Here is a 17,435-nt window from a genome sequence, read left to right as displayed (position 1 = left end):
TCATTTTTTTGTACATTCCGTGTTGATCGGGTAACTTTCTGTTGCTTTTCTGGCCTCTGTAAATCCGTCTTTTTCAGACCAGAACAGAATCCTTGGCATGCGCCGGCTCAGGAAGAGATAGATTCCTTCTGTTACAGAATAAGCACCCACCCGTTCAAATACAAGAGCGTCGCCAATCTTTGCATGTTTCAGCGGCATCTGTTTCACCAGTACATCATTGACCGTACACAGAGAGCCACAGATGTTCCAAAGAACTTCTGATTGTTCTTCTGATTGTTCTTCTGATTGTTCGTCCGATGCCTCCGATGGAGCATCCGGAATGTGTTTATGATGCGGCATCTTCATAGCCATTGCCTGTCCGTAGTAATTCAGATGATTCAGTCCTCCATCTACGATACAGTAATTCTGTCCATGATTGATTTTCTGATCTACAATGCGAGTCACGTAATAACCACAGTATGCTGCAATATAGCGTCCCATTTCCAAAGTGATTTTCCCCTGGAATTTTAATGTTGCAAGTGTATCTGCAAATTGCTGCAGTAATGACTCATCATCTACCTCATCTTCATTTTCAAAATAAGGGATATAAAATCCCGGTCCATATTCCAGAACTTCAGCATCATAATCGCATGTTTCTTTCAGACGGGTAAGTATGTCATCCAGCCAGTGCAGCTCTTTTTCAATCTTAGAGAACTTCTTTTTCTGAGTACCGGAATAGCACTGAATCCCTTCAATTCGCACATGTGGGTAGTAGTCCTTTTTAGAAACAATATCAAAAACTTCTTCTTCATCTATACCGAACTGGTTTCCACTTGTCACACGGATCAGTGCATGAATCGTAATGTTTTCTTCTTTTGCACACATTTCCAAAAGTTCCAGATGCTTCCTGGATTCGATTGTATACACGCCTGCATTCCCGTAAGTATGCATCGCATGGGTAATGTCGCATTTTTCCTTATTCACACCGGACAGTACAATTCTCTCCATTGGAATTCCGACTGTCTCACAAATGTGAAATTCTCCCGGGGAACATACCTCAAATTTGTCTGCCGTATCCTTTAACGGTCCGATCAGAAATGGATTGGCTTTCATTGCAAAACAGATTTCTGCCCGTTCGCCCAGTATCGTTTTCATCATCCGAACTCTGGATTTTAACATATCCAGATCAAAGATATACGCAGGAGTCTCTTCCTGTCTAAGATAAGCTTGTAAGATTTCCTGATTCATAAGCTTCCTCCAGTTTCTTACGGTCGATTTTTCCATTTTTCGTAAGTGGAAATTCTTCTACTTTCACAAATACATTCGGAATCATGAATCCCGGAAGTCTTGTCCCGATTGCCCGGACGATTTGTTTCTTTTCCAGGTCTCCTTCATAGAATGCAAGAATTTTTCCCTTTGCCTCATCATACATGCAAAGGCTCCGACCTAGTCCTTCCACTGTCTCCAGTGCAGTCTCAATCTCTCCAAGTTCAATGCGATGTCCCATATGCTTGATCTGGAAATCTTTTCGTGATGCGAAGTACAGATTCCCATCTTCGCCGTAATATGCCAGATCTCCTGTCCGGTAGATTGGCTCCAGATAAGATTGATTCAATGGATTTTGCACAAATGCTTTTGCCGTCTGTTCCGGGTTATTGTAATATCCAAGTGACAAAGCAGTACCGGATACGCAGATTTCTCCTTTTTCTCCAGGTTTTGTCACTTCCCGGTCTTCTTCATCTAAGAGAAATACCTTTTCATTTGGAAATGGTTTTCCAATCGGAAGATTTTCTCCTGGTTCATACTCCCGGTCAATAATATGATACGTACAGTTACATGTAATTTCAGTCGGACCGTAAACATTCACATACATAGCTTCCGGCAGATATTTCTTCCAGATGTTCAGATGCTTCACCGGCATTACTTCTCCACTGAATATAACTTTATGGATCTTCTGCGGCACTTTATAATCAAATCCTTTTAATGTGGATATGATACACAGTGCAGAGACCGCCCAGATCAGAGTCGTTACTTCCCGCTCGACCAGATAATCCAGAAGTTTTGTCGGAAATGAGAAAAACTTCTTTGGAATGATCTGCATAGTTGCTCCACATTTTAAAGTAGAGTAGATATCTTTTACCGACACATCAAAATCGAATGGTGCCTGATTTCCAATAACATCATGTTCTGTAATGTTGAATAATCTCGTAAATTCTTCTATAAAGTCAATGACTGATCTGTGGCTTACAACTACACCTTTTGGCACACCAGTGGAACCGGAAGTGAAGATTGCGTAGAGCGGATCCACATCCCGGCTCTGTTTTCTTACATTATCAAGATACTCCGCATCTTCCTGTGTCTGAAGTGCCTCTTCCATCATAATGACTTTGCCGTCAAATTCCAGACGCTCTCTTGGTTTATCATAAGCCGGATCCGTCAACAGGACTTCTGCCTGTAATGTATCCAACACTGATCTCAGACGTTCTGTTGGAAGTTTCGGATCCAACAGAATATAAAAACAGCCTGCGGATACGATTCCCATAAATGCATAAATAGCTTTTACGCCTTTTTCCATAAGTACAGGAACCGGTTTCCCAGGAGTTACTTCCCTTCCCAGTCTCGTTCCTACTGCTCTGGCACTTTTGATCAGTTCGTCGTATGTGCACGCTGTCTCTTCATCTGCAAAGGCAGTCTTACCCGGAAATCTCCGGGCAGACTCCTCTGCATAGCATAAAATATTTCGAATCAATTTATTACTCCCCTAACCCGCTTTCTATAGCTTCTATCATTGCTTTTAATGCTTTTTCTTCTTCGTCCCCTTCACAGATCAGCAGAATCTCATCTCCTGATTTGATTCCGGCACCAAGGATACTTAGTACACTCTTGGCGTTGGCAATAGAATTCTCATACTCAAATGTGATCCGGCACTCAAATTTGTTTGCGATATTGCTGAAAATTCCAGCCGGACGCAGATGCAGTCCTGTTGGATTTGTGATTTTTACTTTCTGACTTACCATAGCTCTGCTCCTTATTTCTCTTCCAATATAACATTTACAGATACCGTGCTCTCAAGCACACAGCCATCCGGAACGCCTACAGTTACCGGGACTGTATAAGTTCCAGCCGTCTGGTAGTTCTTAAGATCAATGCTTACATTATCACTGATCTTATATTGATCCAGTATATCTCCCGGCCCGCGGATCTGAATCTCCAGTACATCTGCTGATTCATAGCTTAGTGATAATCCATTTGCCAGGTTATTTACCTTGATGGCTCCCATAGAAATATCATAAGATTTTGTTCCATCTTTGTCAATTCCTACAGTCACAACTACAGATCCGGCATTTTCATCTGTCAGTGAAATATCTTCCGGAAGATAATCTGTGATGTCCACAACTTTCTCTGTCTTAGAAGTCAGTCCGGACATATTAAGTGCCGATGCCGGAACTGAGATCTTCTTCAACTTTTTCAGTTCTTCCGCTCTGCCGGTCACATTTACATGATCCGGCTCATACTTGATATCGCTGACAGAATATCCGTCTGCTGCTGTAATCTGTGAAGTATCAAATTCAACCTTAACGCTCTTCGTCTCAAGCACCTGTACACTGACAGATACACCTTCCGTACCAAGGTTATTGGCAAGAAGTGACTGGTCGATCACATTGTTATCACTATCGTATAATACAAGCTCTGATTTTGTCACAACGTCTTCAGATAATCCGGACACACTGACAGATGCCTCAACTTTACTGATGGAATCAATGACAGACTTCGGTCCCCGGATAGATACCATCTCCGGCACTGCCTGAATCTCTCCAAGTGTATAGCCATCTCGGACGGTTCCTGTCGTCTTTGGAACAATCGGGAATTTCTTCGTCTCTTCATCTTCCAGTTTTACCTGAAGATTACGTGGAGATACTTCTACACTTTCATAGTTGACTCCTGTAATCTCAACGCTGATCGGAATCTGTGTCTGAAGCGTCAGCTCTTTCATGTCTGCAGTCGCTTTTATATTATCTGCTTTTATCTTATTAAGTACAGATCTCTTTGCCCGTACTGTCACAGAGACATTCTGCGTGCCATCCTCAATCTGATAAGTCTGATTGGTCGCCGCAAGCACCTCTGCATTCGTTACCGCTACCGGTATATTATTAAATGTCTGGGTTGTTACCGGGTCATCGATATTTACCACAATCAGCCACAGCATCACTGCCAGGAGGAAGGATAATATCTTAAGGCCCCAATTATTCATCAGTCCTTTTTTCATCTTTATTCCTTCCTTTCCATATATGTTGCAGGAAATTCTTATTCTCCGGCTTTCTGTTCTGTATATAAGTCAGCTTCTCGCGAAGTTCTTCCCTCGTTACTGCCCGGTCAAGCACGCCTCCCTGTGCTACAGATACCTTGCCGTTCTCCTCAGACACAACGATGATCAGAGCATCACTGACCTCACTCATGCCTACCGCTGCTCTGTGCCTTGTTCCAAGCTCCTTGCTAAGCCCCATGTTATCAGACAATGGCAGATAACATGTCGCAGATACAATTCTGTCACCACGGATAATAATAGCACCATCGTGAAGTGGTGTGTTGTGCTCGAATATATTCATCAGTACCTGCATGGATACGAGACAGTCCATCTTAATTCCTGTACTTTCATACTCCGTCAGATGTATTGCCTGTTCCACCACAATCAGTGCTCCAGTCTTCACGCGGCCCATATTGTAAGCTGCATCAATAATACTGTCCATGGTATCTTCACTGAACCTGCTGCTTTCTTTGTTCGTCTCAAATGGTACGATTGAACTCAGGAACTGCTTCTCCCCAAGCTTTTCCAGAGCCCTTCGAAGTTCCGGCTGAAATACTACAACTGCCGCCGTAGCCAGTACCGTTACCGAATTCCTTGCCAGAAATAAAATTGTATGCATCTTAAAAACTGCTGCAAGCAATACAAAGATACCAAGTACAACAATTCCTCGCATCAGCATCCATGCTTTTGTATTGATCAGCCACATTGCAATATGATAGATCAGATATGTCAAAATCAGGATTTCAATAATATCTGTCAGATGCGCATCTGGAAAATACAATTCCTGACTGACGGCTCCTAATACATGCATAATATACTGTTTCACCCGGTCACCCCCTTTTGCTATAATTATTTATCTTCCCATTTAAAATTCTTTTTTATCTCATATCAGGATCATTTTCAAAACTTCTTCTTAAAAGCTCCTGATCCACATCAGCATCCATAACATTACGTCTTTTTGATGCCGGACGTTTTTTCTTTTTTTGTCCCTGCTCGCTTTGACGTGCCTTTTCCTGTGCCTGTTTTTTTGCTTTTTTTCTAACTTCCGCAGTATCCATGATCTCCGTTTCCTGTCGTTCATTGATCCGCTTCACCGTCTTCTCCGGTGTAGATACTACAATCTTCGGAACTGCTTTTACATAGTAATAGTATTCATCATCTTCGTACTGAAGATTCTCACTTCTTGAATAATCTACGGAGAAGAAGAACAATTCCAGGATCACTCCGATAACCGCTGCTCCGATACTTCCAAAAATCAGTGAACCGTAAGATGCATGGACTCCCATAGCAACATCTCCGATTGCCACTACTACAATATTCACAACAGCTCCTGTTATAACTGCAATAGTCCATGCATGTGCGATTGCCTGTTTGCGAAGCGTATAAACAACCAGTGTACAGATAATAAATGCAACAAGGACAATCCACAGTTCTTTATTCTGGAAGACCTGTTTTGCATATTTCCCAATCTGTCCCATCATACCTTTCACAGAACCGCCCTGCATACCGGAGGCTGCTTTTTTCATATAAGCCATCATATAATATACAACCGTTCCACATCCCACTGCCACCATGGAAATCGGTGACATTAAAAGCGCACATGAGATTGGAACAACAACCGGAATCTTAAGTGCAAATGCCAGTGGTGTCAAAAGTACAACGATTGCCATCTTCGGTGTAAAACGAAGATAAAAAATATACATGATCAGGAAAATCAATGCCGTTACAACAAGTGCTGCGATGGATACTGAATACATATGTACAAGGATCAGTGCTGTTGCCAGAATCACTGTAATGATCGGTGGAAAGAAAGTTGCAATAATTGCAAGTGCCACTGCCACCACCGGCGATGCCAGTGTCTTCATAAATCCTACATTATTGTTGATCATGTAAAATGTCATGACCGCCAGAACAAATTGTATTGCTTTATCCGCCACAATTGAGTATCTGGAATACAAATCCTGCATTCTCTCCCGTATTACATATAAACTGTCCATTACTTTGTCTCCTTTTCATACATCTTCAACAATCTCGTCAGAATGTGATTATATCTCTTTACCCGCTGTCTCGCTTCCTGATGCTTTTTATTGTACAGGTGGCTTGCAATTCCAATATAAGACACAAGAACTACCACATATCCGACAACTGCCGCGAGAACCAACGTAATCAGTAATGCTGTTGACATCTTCTCCATCAGAGTATCAAGTCCTGCGATCATCGCAATTGCCCAGGCTGCTATATAGCCTATTGTCACCCACAGAACCGTATATAAAATGTGCACTCCGGCATAATCTTTTCGATAGTATTCACTGATTTTAAAATCCTCTTTTCCCTGCGTCTGATCATACAGGGCAAGCTGAGTCATTAGCTTGACTTTTCGCTCATCTAACATATATGCACCTCAAAATCCTTTTTTATCGATGAAACATCATTTTCAGTATAGCAAATCTCAGTACCCTTGTCCAATACTTATAGTCAAAAAGTAAACTTTTTGGAACCCCATAGTTTTCAATACTTTTGCCACTTGATCCACGGTATTCCCTGTTGTGTAAATATCATCGATAATAATGACACGTCGAAAATCTGTCGGAAGTCTGTCCGGATCTCCTCCCGGAGCAAATGCATGTTCCAGATTCTTTTTTCTCCCTATGGGATCCAGCTTTTTCTGATAACCAGTGTAATGAACCCGTTTTACCAGATTCGCAACGACCGGAATCCCAAGTATTTTCCCTATCTCTTCTGCCAGAAGCTCCGCCTGGTTGTAACCACGCTTCCTGCGCCTTTTTCTGTGCAGAGGCACCGGGACAAGCGCCTGCGGTCTCCATCTTCGGATCTCTTCTGCATATTTTATACAGATTTCCTGTGCAAAATACTTCGCAACATATCTCTGATTATGATATTTTAACTGGTAAATTGCCTGGTTCACCGGAGGTTTATGAAGCCACACCGACAGCCCTCTTTCATAAATGTGTTCTGTGTTATAGCAGTCATGGCAAAATTCCCTCTCTTCACAGCGGATTGGTTTCCCACATTTCAGGCATCGCGGTTCATGAATCTCTAATTTTTCCACAGCTTTCCTGCACAAAGGGCATACTCCCCCACGATTTACCTTTCCACAAAAAGGGCAGATAGAAGGCCAGAAAATATCCAACACCTTTTCTGACCATATTTCTCCTTGTCTTTCTCTGCTTTTTTCGTACTTCTTATTATATTTTACATTCTTTTTTTTATTATATTTTTCTATGATCACTATGCAAGTTCTCGGATTCGCTCCGCCAGACTTGTATTTCGCCGCTGCTCGCTGGTATTCTGGATCATTTCCTGAAATACTGAATCACTGCCCACAAGTGTGACACATTTTCTTGCTCTTGTCACTGCTGTATAGATCAGATTCCGGTTGTAAAGCTGTCTTGGTCCTTGAAGAAGCGGAATCACAACCGCCGGATACTCACTTCCCTGAGCTTTATGTATCGTGATCGCATAAGCAAGCTCCAACTCATCAAGAATCGCATATGGATACTTCACCTGGCGCTGTTCGTCATACTCAACCGTAACCGTCTCCTCGTAAGTGTTGATATTCTTGATGATTCCCATGTCGCCGTTAAATACGCCCAGTCCTTTGTCAATGGTCATTCCGTATTTCGTGCAGACTTCCCACTCTAACTGGTAATTGTTCTTAATCTGCATCACCTTGTCACCTTCACGCAGCAGGCGGTCTCCCACTTCTTTTTCCTGCTTTTGGGGTGATGGCGGATTCAGATACTGCTGAAGGATTTTATTCAGCCTCTCCACACCCAGATTTCCTTTTCGCATAGGTGTCAGCACCTGAATTTCATAAGGTGAGGCATCTACGAACTTTGGAAGTTTTTTCTGGATCAACGTAATTACAACACTGATGATCACATTTGGATCAGACCGTTTTAAAAAGAAAAAGTCCATACTTTTATTGTCCAATATGACTGGTTCTCCACGGTTAATTTTATGTGCATTTACGATAATATCACTCTCTTTTGCCTGCCGGAAGATTTTCTCCAGCTTTACAACCGGGAAACAATCCGATGCGATCATGTCCTTAAGCACTCTTCCAGGGCCTACACTTGGCAGCTGATTTCCGTCTCCGACCATGATCAGTCTGGTTCCCGGCATAATCGCGTCAAGGAGTGCCTTCATAAGCGGCAGATCTACCATGGACATTTCATCAATGATAATCACATCTGACTCCAGCGGATTCTCTGCATTTCTTCCAAATCCATTTCCAAATCCGACATTATCTCTCTTATCATCATCTTCCGGATTGCCACTGACTTCCAACAGGCGATGAATGGTCTGAGCCTCACAGCCGGTTGCCTCTGTCATGCGCTTCGCCGCACGTCCGGTCGGTGCTGCAAGAAGGATATCTGCTCCTTCTTCCTCAAAGAAATGGATCATTGCATTGATTGTCGTCGTTTTTCCGGTTCCCGGTCCTCCAGTCACGATCAGAATTCCGTGCCGCACTGCTTCCATTACAGCTTCTCTTTGTCTGTCATCCAGTGCCAGTTCTGCCTGTTCTTCTATCATATGGATGTGATGCTCCAAAACAGACGGTGTCACATCAAAATCTACATTCAGATCATGCAACATCTTTGCAACCGTGAGTTCCATATAATAATAATGGGAGGAATAAACACGAAGCCCTTCATCAGACTCTTTCAGAACAACTTTTTTCTCCATGGCAAGATCCATCACATACTTTTCAATGTGCTGAACCTCTACATCAAGAAGCTGACTGGCACGATATAGCAGAACCTCCTGAAGAAGATAGACATGTCCTTCACTGACACTCTGAATCAATGTATAGAAAATACCACTTCGAATCCGGTAATCGGAATCTGTGTGTATTCCGACCTTCGACGCAATCTCATCGGCCGTCTTAAAGCCAACTCCCGGCACATGATCTGCCATCTGATATGGATTTTCTTCTATTACGCGATAAACGCTCTGACCATAATGCTGATAAATCCTTGCCGCCAGTGTCGTAGAAATACCATATTTTTGCAGATAGATCATGGCTTCCCTCATATCCTTTTTTTCTTCTACCTGAATGGCGATCTCTCTGGCTTTCCGCTCGCTGATCCCTTTTACCTCGGCAAGACGCTCCGGTTCTTCTTCAATAATGCGGAATGTATCCCCGCCGAACTTCTTCACGATCCGTCCTGCCAGCGACGGTCCGACACCTTTGATAGCTCCGGAACCAAGATAACGTTCAATCGACACCTTATCTTCCGGCTGACATACCTTCGAAGTCTCTACCTGAAGCTGAGTTCCATACACTTTGTGTACAATGTACTCTCCCGTCAGCTCCAACAGTTCTCCCTCTTCAATGTAGTGAAACTTTCCTACACAGGTCAGGTCTCCGTCATCATTATTCAAATTAAATACTGTATACCCGTTGTCTTCATTCCGGTATACAATGTGCTCTACATATCCCTTAATCTCTTCCATCTATTATCCCAAATCTGCCCGACAGTTCAAGAATGCCTCGGCATTCTTTACAGTTCCCGTCTTGCGCTCATAAGTTCCACATATTCTCCGGTTCCGATTGCTACGACCTGCGTCGGCTCCTCTGCAGTCATTGTATTGATTCCGGTTCTCTCCTCGATCATCTCTTCCAGCCCGCGAAGCTTTGCTCCACCTCCGGTCAGCATGATCCCGCGTTCCAGAATATCTGCGGAAAGCTCCGGCGGCGTACGCTCCAGAACGCTGATAATTGCTTCAATAATCTGGTTGGATGTTCCCTGAAGTGCCCGTTCTGTCTCTGCCGAAGTCACCGTAACTGTCTTTGGCAGTCCTGTAACCAGATTCCGTCCACTGACCTCCATCGCTTCATTTTCAATCAGAGGATACGTCGTTCCAATCTTAATCTTGATGTCTTCTGCGGTCCGGTCTCCGATCAGCAGATTGTGTTTTTTCTTCATATAACGTACAATTGCCTCGTCAAAATCGTCTCCGGCAACTTTCAGTGAGGTACTGACTACCGTACCGCCAAGAGAGATTACGGCCACATCGGTCGTACCTCCCCCGATATCTACGATCAGATTACCACATGCTTTAGAAATGTCGATGCCTGCCCCGATTGCTGCCGCCACAGGTTCCTCGATCAGATAGACATCTCTGGCTCCTGCCGCAAATGTCGCCTGCTGTACCGCATTTCTCTCAACTTCCGTCACACCGCTTGGCACACAGATACTGATACGTGGTTTCTGAAATGTTCTTCTTCCCAGTGCTTTCTGAACAAAATATTTGATCATCTTCTCTGTCACAGTATAATCGGAAATAACTCCCTGACGCAAAGGACGCACTGCGATAATATTGCCTGGCGTTCTTCCCAGCATCAGACGTGCCTCCTCGCCGATTGCCTTCACTTCATTGCTGTCTCTGTCAAATGCAACGACAGAAGGTTCTTTGAGTATGACTCCCTTTCCCTTCACATATACAAGAATACTGGCTGTTCCCAGATCTATTCCAATATCTACTGCCATGATATAACCTCTTTCTTTCTGCTATCCCTTTTATCCATATCATTATCTTTCGTTTTCTCAGGAAGTGCAACCCTTTTTTCCTTAAATATTTGTGAAGATACTTATTTTTCAAGCATCGGCTTGATATATTTTCCGGTGTATGATACCGGACTTTCAGCCACTTCTTCCGGCGTTCCCTTTGCAATAACGGTTCCGCCTTTGTCACCGCCTTCCGGTCCCATATCAATAATATAATCTGCTGTCTTGATCACATCCAGATTATGCTCAATGACTACGACTGTATTGCCGTCCGCTGATAATCTATGCAGAATCTCTGTCAGTTTATGCACATCTGCAAAATGTAATCCTGTCGTAGGTTCATCTAATATATAGATGGTCTTTCCCGTACTTCTCCGACTCAGTTCTGTCGCCAGCTTAATCCGCTGTGCCTCTCCTCCGGAAAGCTGTGTGGAAGGCTGACCGAGACGGATATAGGAAAGTCCTACATCATAAAGTGTCTCCATCTTTCTTCGGATACTTGGTACATTTTCAAAGAAATGCAATGCCTCTTCCACGGTCATATTGAGTACATCATAAATACTCTTTCCTTTGTATTTTACCTCCAGCGTCTCCCGGTTATACCTCTTTCCGTGGCAAACCTCGCAAGGTACATAAACATCCGGCAGGAAATGCATCTCGATTTTCAGGATTCCGTCTCCGGCACAGGCTTCACAACGTCCGCCTTTCACATTGAAACTGAATCTTCCTTTCTTGTACCCACGTGCTTTTGCGTCTGCTGTAGATGCAAAAAGGTCACGGATGAGATCAAATACTCCCGTATAGGTTGCCGGGTTTGATCTTGGTGTTCTTCCAATCGGTGACTGGTCAATGGCAATAACTTTATCCAGCTGCTCCAGACCATCAATGGCATTATGTTTTCCCGGAATCACTCTTGCTCTGTTCAGATCTCTTGCAAGACGTTTGTACAAGATTTCATTTACAAGCGAACTCTTTCCAGATCCAGACACACCTGTCACACAGGTCATCACACCAAGCGGGATCTCTACATCCACATTTTTTAAGTTATTCTCCCTTGCTCCTCTGATCTTAATCCAGCCTGACGGATCCGCGCGGTGCTCCGGTACCGGAATCTGCATTCTTCCACTAAGGTAAGCCCCTGTGATGGATTTTTTATTCTTCATAATCTGCTCTGCGGTTCCACATGCAATTACTTCTCCTCCATGCTCACCGGCACCAGGTCCAATGTCCACAATATAGTCTGCCGCACGCATCGTATCCTCATCATGTTCCACGACAATGACAGAATTCCCGAGATCACGCAGATGCTTCAGTGTTCCGAGCAGTTTGTCATTATCCCTCTGGTGCAGGCCGATACTCGGCTCGTCCAGAATATAAGCCACTCCCACCAGACCTGAACCAATCTGTGTCGCAAGACGGATTCTCTGCGCTTCTCCTCCGGATAATGTTCCGGTAGCACGGGCGAGAGTCAGGTAATCCAGACCTACATCCATCAAAAACTTAATTCTTGCCTGGATCTCTTTTAAGATTTGTCCTCCGATCATCTTCTGCTGCTGCGTAAGCTCCAGACTACCCATAAATGTTTGCAGGTTTTCAATGGACATCTCCGTCACTTCTGCGATATTTTTACCACCGACCGTCACTGCAAGCGCTTCCGCCTTCAGTCGCTGGCCGCCACATTTTCTACACGGAGTGATTCTCATAAACTCTTCATATTCTGCCTTCATTGTCTCAGATGAAGTCTCCCGGTATCTGCGTTCCACATTGCGGATCAGTCCTTCAAATGCAACATCATAGACACCTTCTCCGCGCTGGCCTTTATAATGAACTTTCACCTCACGTCCATTCGTTCCGTGGATGATCACATCATGGATTTCCTGTGGATAGTCCTGAAATGGCGTGTCCAGAGAAAAATCATATTCTTTACTGAGCGCGTCAAGAATCGCATAGGTAAAACTCTTCTTATCCGTACAAGACTGCCATCCCATTACGGTAATCGCTCCTTCGCTGATGCTCAGTCTCTTATCCGGGATCATCAGATCCTCATCAAATTCCATCTTATATCCAAGTCCGAAACACTCCGGGCATGCGCCAAATGGATTGTTGAAAGAGAAGCTTCGCGGCTCTATCTCATCGATACTGATTCCACAGTCCGGGCAGGAAAAGCTCTGGCTGAAATTCATCGGCTCCCCGTCAATAATGTCAACAATCATCAGCCCCTCTGCCAGATGTAGTACATTTTCAATCGAATCCGTCAGACGCTTCTCAATTCCCGGCTTCACCACAAGTCGATCCACGATAATTTCTATATTATGCTTGATGTTCTTATCTAATGCGATCTCTTCGGATAATTCATACAGATTACCGTCCACACGCACACGTACATATCCGCTTTTCTTCGCTCTCTCCAGAAGCTTTTCATGGCGTCCTTTTCTTCCACGGACAACTGGAGCAAGGAGCTGGATCTTCGTGCGCTCCGGCAGTTCCATGATCTGATCTACCATCTGATCTACCGTCTGTTTCTTAATCTCACGGCCACATTTCGGACAATGTGGAATTCCGATTCTCGCATATAACAGACGAAAATAATCATAGATCTCCGTCACTGTTCCTACTGTAGATCTTGGATTGCGGTTCGTGGATTTCTGGTCAATGGAAATTGCCGGAGAAAGTCCTTCAATACTCTCCACATCCGGTTTCTCCATCTGCCCCAGGAACTGTCTTGCATAAGAAGACAGAGACTCCATATATCTCCTTTGTCCTTCCGCATAAATGGTATCGAACGCCAGAGAGGACTTTCCTGAACCGCTAAGTCCGGTAAGAACTACCAGTTCATTTCTTGGAATATCCAAGTCTATATTTTTCAAATTATGCTCATTGGCACCTCGTATTTTAATATATTGTTTTTTTTCATTTTTTACTGCCATGTTTTAAAATTCCCTTTTATTATTTATTCTGTTCATTTATTGATAACAGGTAACTATTCAGAACCCCTTGAAATAAGAAAAATTGATACGTCATGCTTGCATGTAAGTAGCAGTTTTTCTTATTTCAAGGTGACTCGAATAGAGTTACCACCCCACATATGAGCAAAATTAGCTGCATAACAGCGGGAAAGCACGAGTATCGTGCGGTTTTGCGAATTTGTGTGGTGGGGTTCTGAACTGTTACGATAACAGGTTCAAAAGATTCGAAACTTCCTATGCTTACTCAATGGTGGAATGACCTTTACTACTCTTTAAGCATCTTCTTCAGCTCAATCAGCTTATCGCGCAGCTCTGCTGCTGCTTCGAAGTTCAACTCTGCTGCTGCCTTCTTCATCTGCTTTGTCACATCGGCAATCAACTTCAAAAGCTCCTTCTCACTCATAGATTCCGGATCTTTGTCCATCTGAAGTTCTGTGGCAGCAACTTTCTTGGAAATGCTAATCAGATCCCGGACACTCTTCTGAATCGTAGTTGGCGTAATACCATGTTCCTCATTATATGCCATCTGGATCTTGCGGCGACGCTTCGTCTCTTCAATCGCATTCTTCATGGAATCTGTCATATTATCTGCATACATGATAACATGACCTTCTGCATTACGTGCTGCACGTCCGATTGTCTGCACAAGAGATGTCTCCGAACGCAGGAATCCCTCTTTATCCGCGTCCAGAATCGCCACAAGCGTGATCTCCGGAATATCCAGACCTTCTCGCAGAAGATTGATTCCGACCAGAACATCAAAAACATCGAGACGCATATCCCGCACGATTTCTGTCCGCTCCAGCGTATCAATATCCGAATGCAGATAACGGACACGAATACCAAGTTCCCGCATATAATCGGTCAGATCTTCGGCCATTCGTTTTGTCAATGTAGTGATCAAAATCTTATGTTTTCCTGCAATCTCCTTCTTCACCTCACCAATCAAGTCGTCAATCTGTCCCTCAACCGGGCGCACCTCGATTTCAGGATCCAGAAGTCCTGTCGGACGGATCACCTGCTGTGCACGTAAAAGTTCATGCTCTTCCTCATATTGTCCAGGTGTCGCAGACACGAACAGTACCTGATCGATCTTACTTTCAAATTCTTCAAAACTAAGCGGACGGTTATCCAGCGCAGACGGCAGCCGAAATCCATAGTCCACCAGCGTTCTCTTTCTGGACTGATCTCCGTGGTACATACCGCCAATCTGTGGAACCGTCTTATGAGACTCGTCAATCATCATAATAAAATCGTCCGGGAAATAATCAATCAAAGTATTGGGCGGCTGCCCCGGCGCAAGCCCTGCCAGATGTCTGGAGTAGTTCTCAATTCCTGAACAGAAACCTGTCTCTCGCATCATTTCTATATCAAAATTCGTTCGCTCCGCAATTCTCTGGGCTTCCAGAAGTTTATCTTCACCTTTGAAATATTTCACCTGTTCTTCCAGTTCAATCTCAATATTTTTAATTGCTTTTTCCATACGCTCCTTCGGTACAACGTAATGGGATGCCGGAAATATCGCAATATGATTCAGCGTATTTTTAATCTCTCCGGTAAGCATGTCTATCTCCGAAATCCGGTCAATCTCATCTCCGAAAAATTCAACTCTGATAGCTGTATCGCCACGGTCTGCCGGTACGACTTCTATCGTATCTCCGCGCACCCGGAATGTTCCCCGCTTGAAATCCATATCATTTCTGTCATATTGAATATCTATCAGCTGGCGTAACACTTCATCTCTGTCCTTCTCCATCCCCGGGCGGAGCGATACCATCATCTGCTCAAAGTTTTCCGGTTCACCAAGACCATAGATGCAGGAAACGCTGGCAACTACAATTACGTCCCTCCGCTCGATCAATGCTGCTGTCGCAGATAATCTCAGCTTATCAATCTCTTCATTGACAGAAGAATCCTTCGCAATGTAGGTGTCAGAAGATGGGACATAAGCCTCCGGCTGATAGTAATCGTAGTAGGAGACAAAATATTCGACTGCGTTGTCTGGAAAGAACTCCTTAAACTCGCCATACAATTGAGCTGCTAAAGTCTTATTATGCGCTATGATAAGCGTTGGTCTATTTAATTGTGCAATGACATTCGCCATCGTAAATGTTTTACCCGAACCGGTGACACCAAGCAGTGTCTGACACTGGTTGCCTTCTTTGAAGCCCTGAACCAATTGCTCAATGGCCTGAGGCTGGTCGCCGGTTGGGGAATATTCTGATACTAAATTAAAATGATCCATGTGAGTCTCCTTTATGAATTCTATAACTCTTCACTTAACGTTATTATCTTATCACTATTTATTTGTAACGCATGTCCTAGCTGCTCTCTAATTTCTTTTAAGTTAATTTTCCCTGAACAATACATAGTTATTTTAACAAAGTCATCTACAACTTTACATTTCATTTTTTCAATGTTTTCTATTTTCCCCTCTAAAATTTCTTCTACATCCTTTTTATTTTCTATTTTTATGATAGATTCCCTTTCTATTTCAAAATCACAAATATGTACATCTTTATTAGAAGCCAAATATTCTATAACAGCGATATTCAAGTCATATTCAGTAATTGTGTCCGCATAAATTTCTAATGTTTTCTCATTTACACATTTTCCACTTAATGCCAAAATAGCTACAAACATTTTTTCCAACGGCCAATTTTCTACTGATTTTATATTTATAAACGACTTAATAGAATCATATTGTTTCCCATTAACATTAATCGGAACACACTGGTAATATAACCATATAATGTACTTCTTAAAATCCCACCAGTTAACCACCTGATGTGCTCGATAATATTGTTTTAAGCTCGAAAAAATAATTTTTGAATAAAAAAATTCAAATATTTTTCTTCTTATAACACAAGTATATCCACTCTCTAATGCAATTGTTCTCAATAATTGCATTTCAATAGTTGAGTACCCTCTAATATTTTTAGATTTTTTAATGTACGATTTTAATAAAATTATCTGATCCTTCTTTTTTGCCTTTTTACCAAGACTTTGCTCTAATTTATATTTCAAAAATTCTAGTGAAAAAATATTATATGTATTTTTTCGTTCAAAAAAACTTTTATCTTCCATATTTGAAAGAATAGTAAATTTTTCTTCCTGTATACTAGATGGCATAAAGTTAATCGGATATTTCTCAAAATAATTATAAATTTTATCAACACTCTTAATTTCAAATTTCTTTGATACTATATATTGAATCAATAAAAAAATTAGAACAGCTGCCATCATCAATAATATATACTTATACTTTCCTGCTTTATTCCCTATACGATTTGAACACAAAACAAGAGCTATTACAAACATCCATGTAGCATAATTTATAAAAAACTGAAATATATAATCTAATATTTTATATCGTACTTTTGTTATAATTTTTGTTTTCATACTATCTTCTGATAAATATTCAGAATAGATAAATTGAATCACTATCACAGCAACTGTCATTTGGACTATCGGTATTATTCGTAATATACATGCCACAAAAGAGACTAAATACAATATCGCTATTTTTTGACATTCTCTCATTTTGTCATGCATAAATAGTCCTAAGCACATAAAAAAATACACTATAACTATATTATTTTGAAAAATTCCTGATAAATCCATCTTTCCTCCGTATATCTAAAATTT

Annotated in this window: 13 protein-coding genes; all 13 read right to left on the bottom strand. The window is 42.5% G+C overall.

Going from position 1 to position 17,435, the window contains the following annotated elements:
• Nucleotides 1-1,227: an alanine racemase gene (locus tag NQ560_RS05655; protein WP_005330496.1), complete on the bottom strand. Its 1,227-nt coding sequence runs from the start codon at nt 1,225-1,227 to the stop codon at nt 1-3.
• Nucleotides 1,196-2,728 carry an amino acid adenylation domain-containing protein gene (locus tag NQ560_RS05650; protein WP_005330495.1) on the bottom strand — a complete coding sequence of 511 codons (1,533 nt, stop codon included), beginning with the start codon at nt 2,726-2,728 and terminating at the stop codon, nt 1,196-1,198. The genes NQ560_RS05655 and NQ560_RS05650 overlap by 32 nt, the downstream gene beginning before the upstream one ends.
• 4 nt (nt 2,729-2,732) lie before the next feature.
• On the bottom strand, nt 2,733-2,996 hold the full coding sequence (locus NQ560_RS05645; protein WP_005330493.1) for an HPr family phosphocarrier protein: 264 nt from the start codon (nt 2,994-2,996) through the stop codon (nt 2,733-2,735).
• An 11-nt stretch (nt 2,997-3,007) separates the two neighbouring features.
• Complete coding sequence (locus NQ560_RS05640) at nt 3,008-4,246, bottom strand: CdaR family protein (protein WP_005330491.1); 1,239 nt, start codon at nt 4,244-4,246, stop codon at nt 3,008-3,010.
• Nucleotides 4,224-5,096 carry a diadenylate cyclase CdaA gene (gene cdaA, locus NQ560_RS05635; RefSeq protein WP_005330488.1) on the bottom strand — a complete coding sequence of 291 codons (873 nt, stop codon included), beginning with the start codon at nt 5,094-5,096 and terminating at the stop codon, nt 4,224-4,226. The genes NQ560_RS05640 and cdaA overlap by 23 nt, the downstream gene beginning before the upstream one ends.
• Before the next feature lie 67 nt (nt 5,097-5,163).
• Nucleotides 5,164-6,282, bottom strand: coding sequence for a hypothetical protein (locus NQ560_RS05630; protein WP_005330486.1), 1,119 nt, complete (start codon nt 6,280-6,282; stop codon nt 5,164-5,166).
• On the bottom strand, nt 6,282-6,677 hold the full coding sequence (locus tag NQ560_RS05625) for a hypothetical protein (RefSeq protein ID WP_005330484.1): 396 nt from the start codon (nt 6,675-6,677) through the stop codon (nt 6,282-6,284). The genes NQ560_RS05630 and NQ560_RS05625 overlap by 1 nt, the downstream gene beginning before the upstream one ends.
• A gap of 57 nt (nt 6,678-6,734) precedes the next feature.
• Nucleotides 6,735-7,439 (bottom strand): ComF family protein, encoded by a 705-nt coding sequence (locus tag NQ560_RS05620; protein ID WP_330371135.1) that lies wholly within the window; start codon nt 7,437-7,439, stop codon nt 6,735-6,737.
• 95 nt (nt 7,440-7,534) lie between these two features.
• Nucleotides 7,535-9,766 (bottom strand): SF1B family DNA helicase RecD2, encoded by a 2,232-nt coding sequence (recD2, locus tag NQ560_RS05615; RefSeq protein WP_005330479.1) that lies wholly within the window; start codon nt 9,764-9,766, stop codon nt 7,535-7,537.
• A gap of 47 nt (nt 9,767-9,813) precedes the next feature.
• Nucleotides 9,814-10,803 carry a rod shape-determining protein gene (gene mreB / locus NQ560_RS05610; RefSeq protein ID WP_005330478.1) on the bottom strand — a complete coding sequence of 330 codons (990 nt, stop codon included), beginning with the start codon at nt 10,801-10,803 and terminating at the stop codon, nt 9,814-9,816.
• Between the two features lie 101 nt (nt 10,804-10,904).
• Nucleotides 10,905-13,748 carry an excinuclease ABC subunit UvrA gene (gene uvrA, locus NQ560_RS05605; RefSeq protein WP_005330477.1) on the bottom strand — a complete coding sequence of 948 codons (2,844 nt, stop codon included), beginning with the start codon at nt 13,746-13,748 and terminating at the stop codon, nt 10,905-10,907.
• A gap of 304 nt (nt 13,749-14,052) precedes the next feature.
• A complete protein-coding gene (uvrB, locus tag NQ560_RS05600; RefSeq protein ID WP_005330476.1) occupies nt 14,053-16,032 on the bottom strand; it encodes an excinuclease ABC subunit UvrB in 1,980 nt (659 codons plus the stop codon).
• Between the two features lie 20 nt (nt 16,033-16,052).
• Nucleotides 16,053-17,411, bottom strand: coding sequence for a hypothetical protein (locus NQ560_RS05595; protein WP_005330475.1), 1,359 nt, complete (start codon nt 17,409-17,411; stop codon nt 16,053-16,055).
• Nucleotides 17,412-17,435 lie beyond the last annotated feature (24 nt).

This window comes from Dorea formicigenerans (assembly GCF_025150245.1).
GTDB lineage: Bacteria > Bacillota > Clostridia > Lachnospirales > Lachnospiraceae > Dorea > Dorea formicigenerans.
Note: the sequence above shows the minus strand (reverse complement) of the source record. Positions and strands in the feature narration are given on the sequence as shown.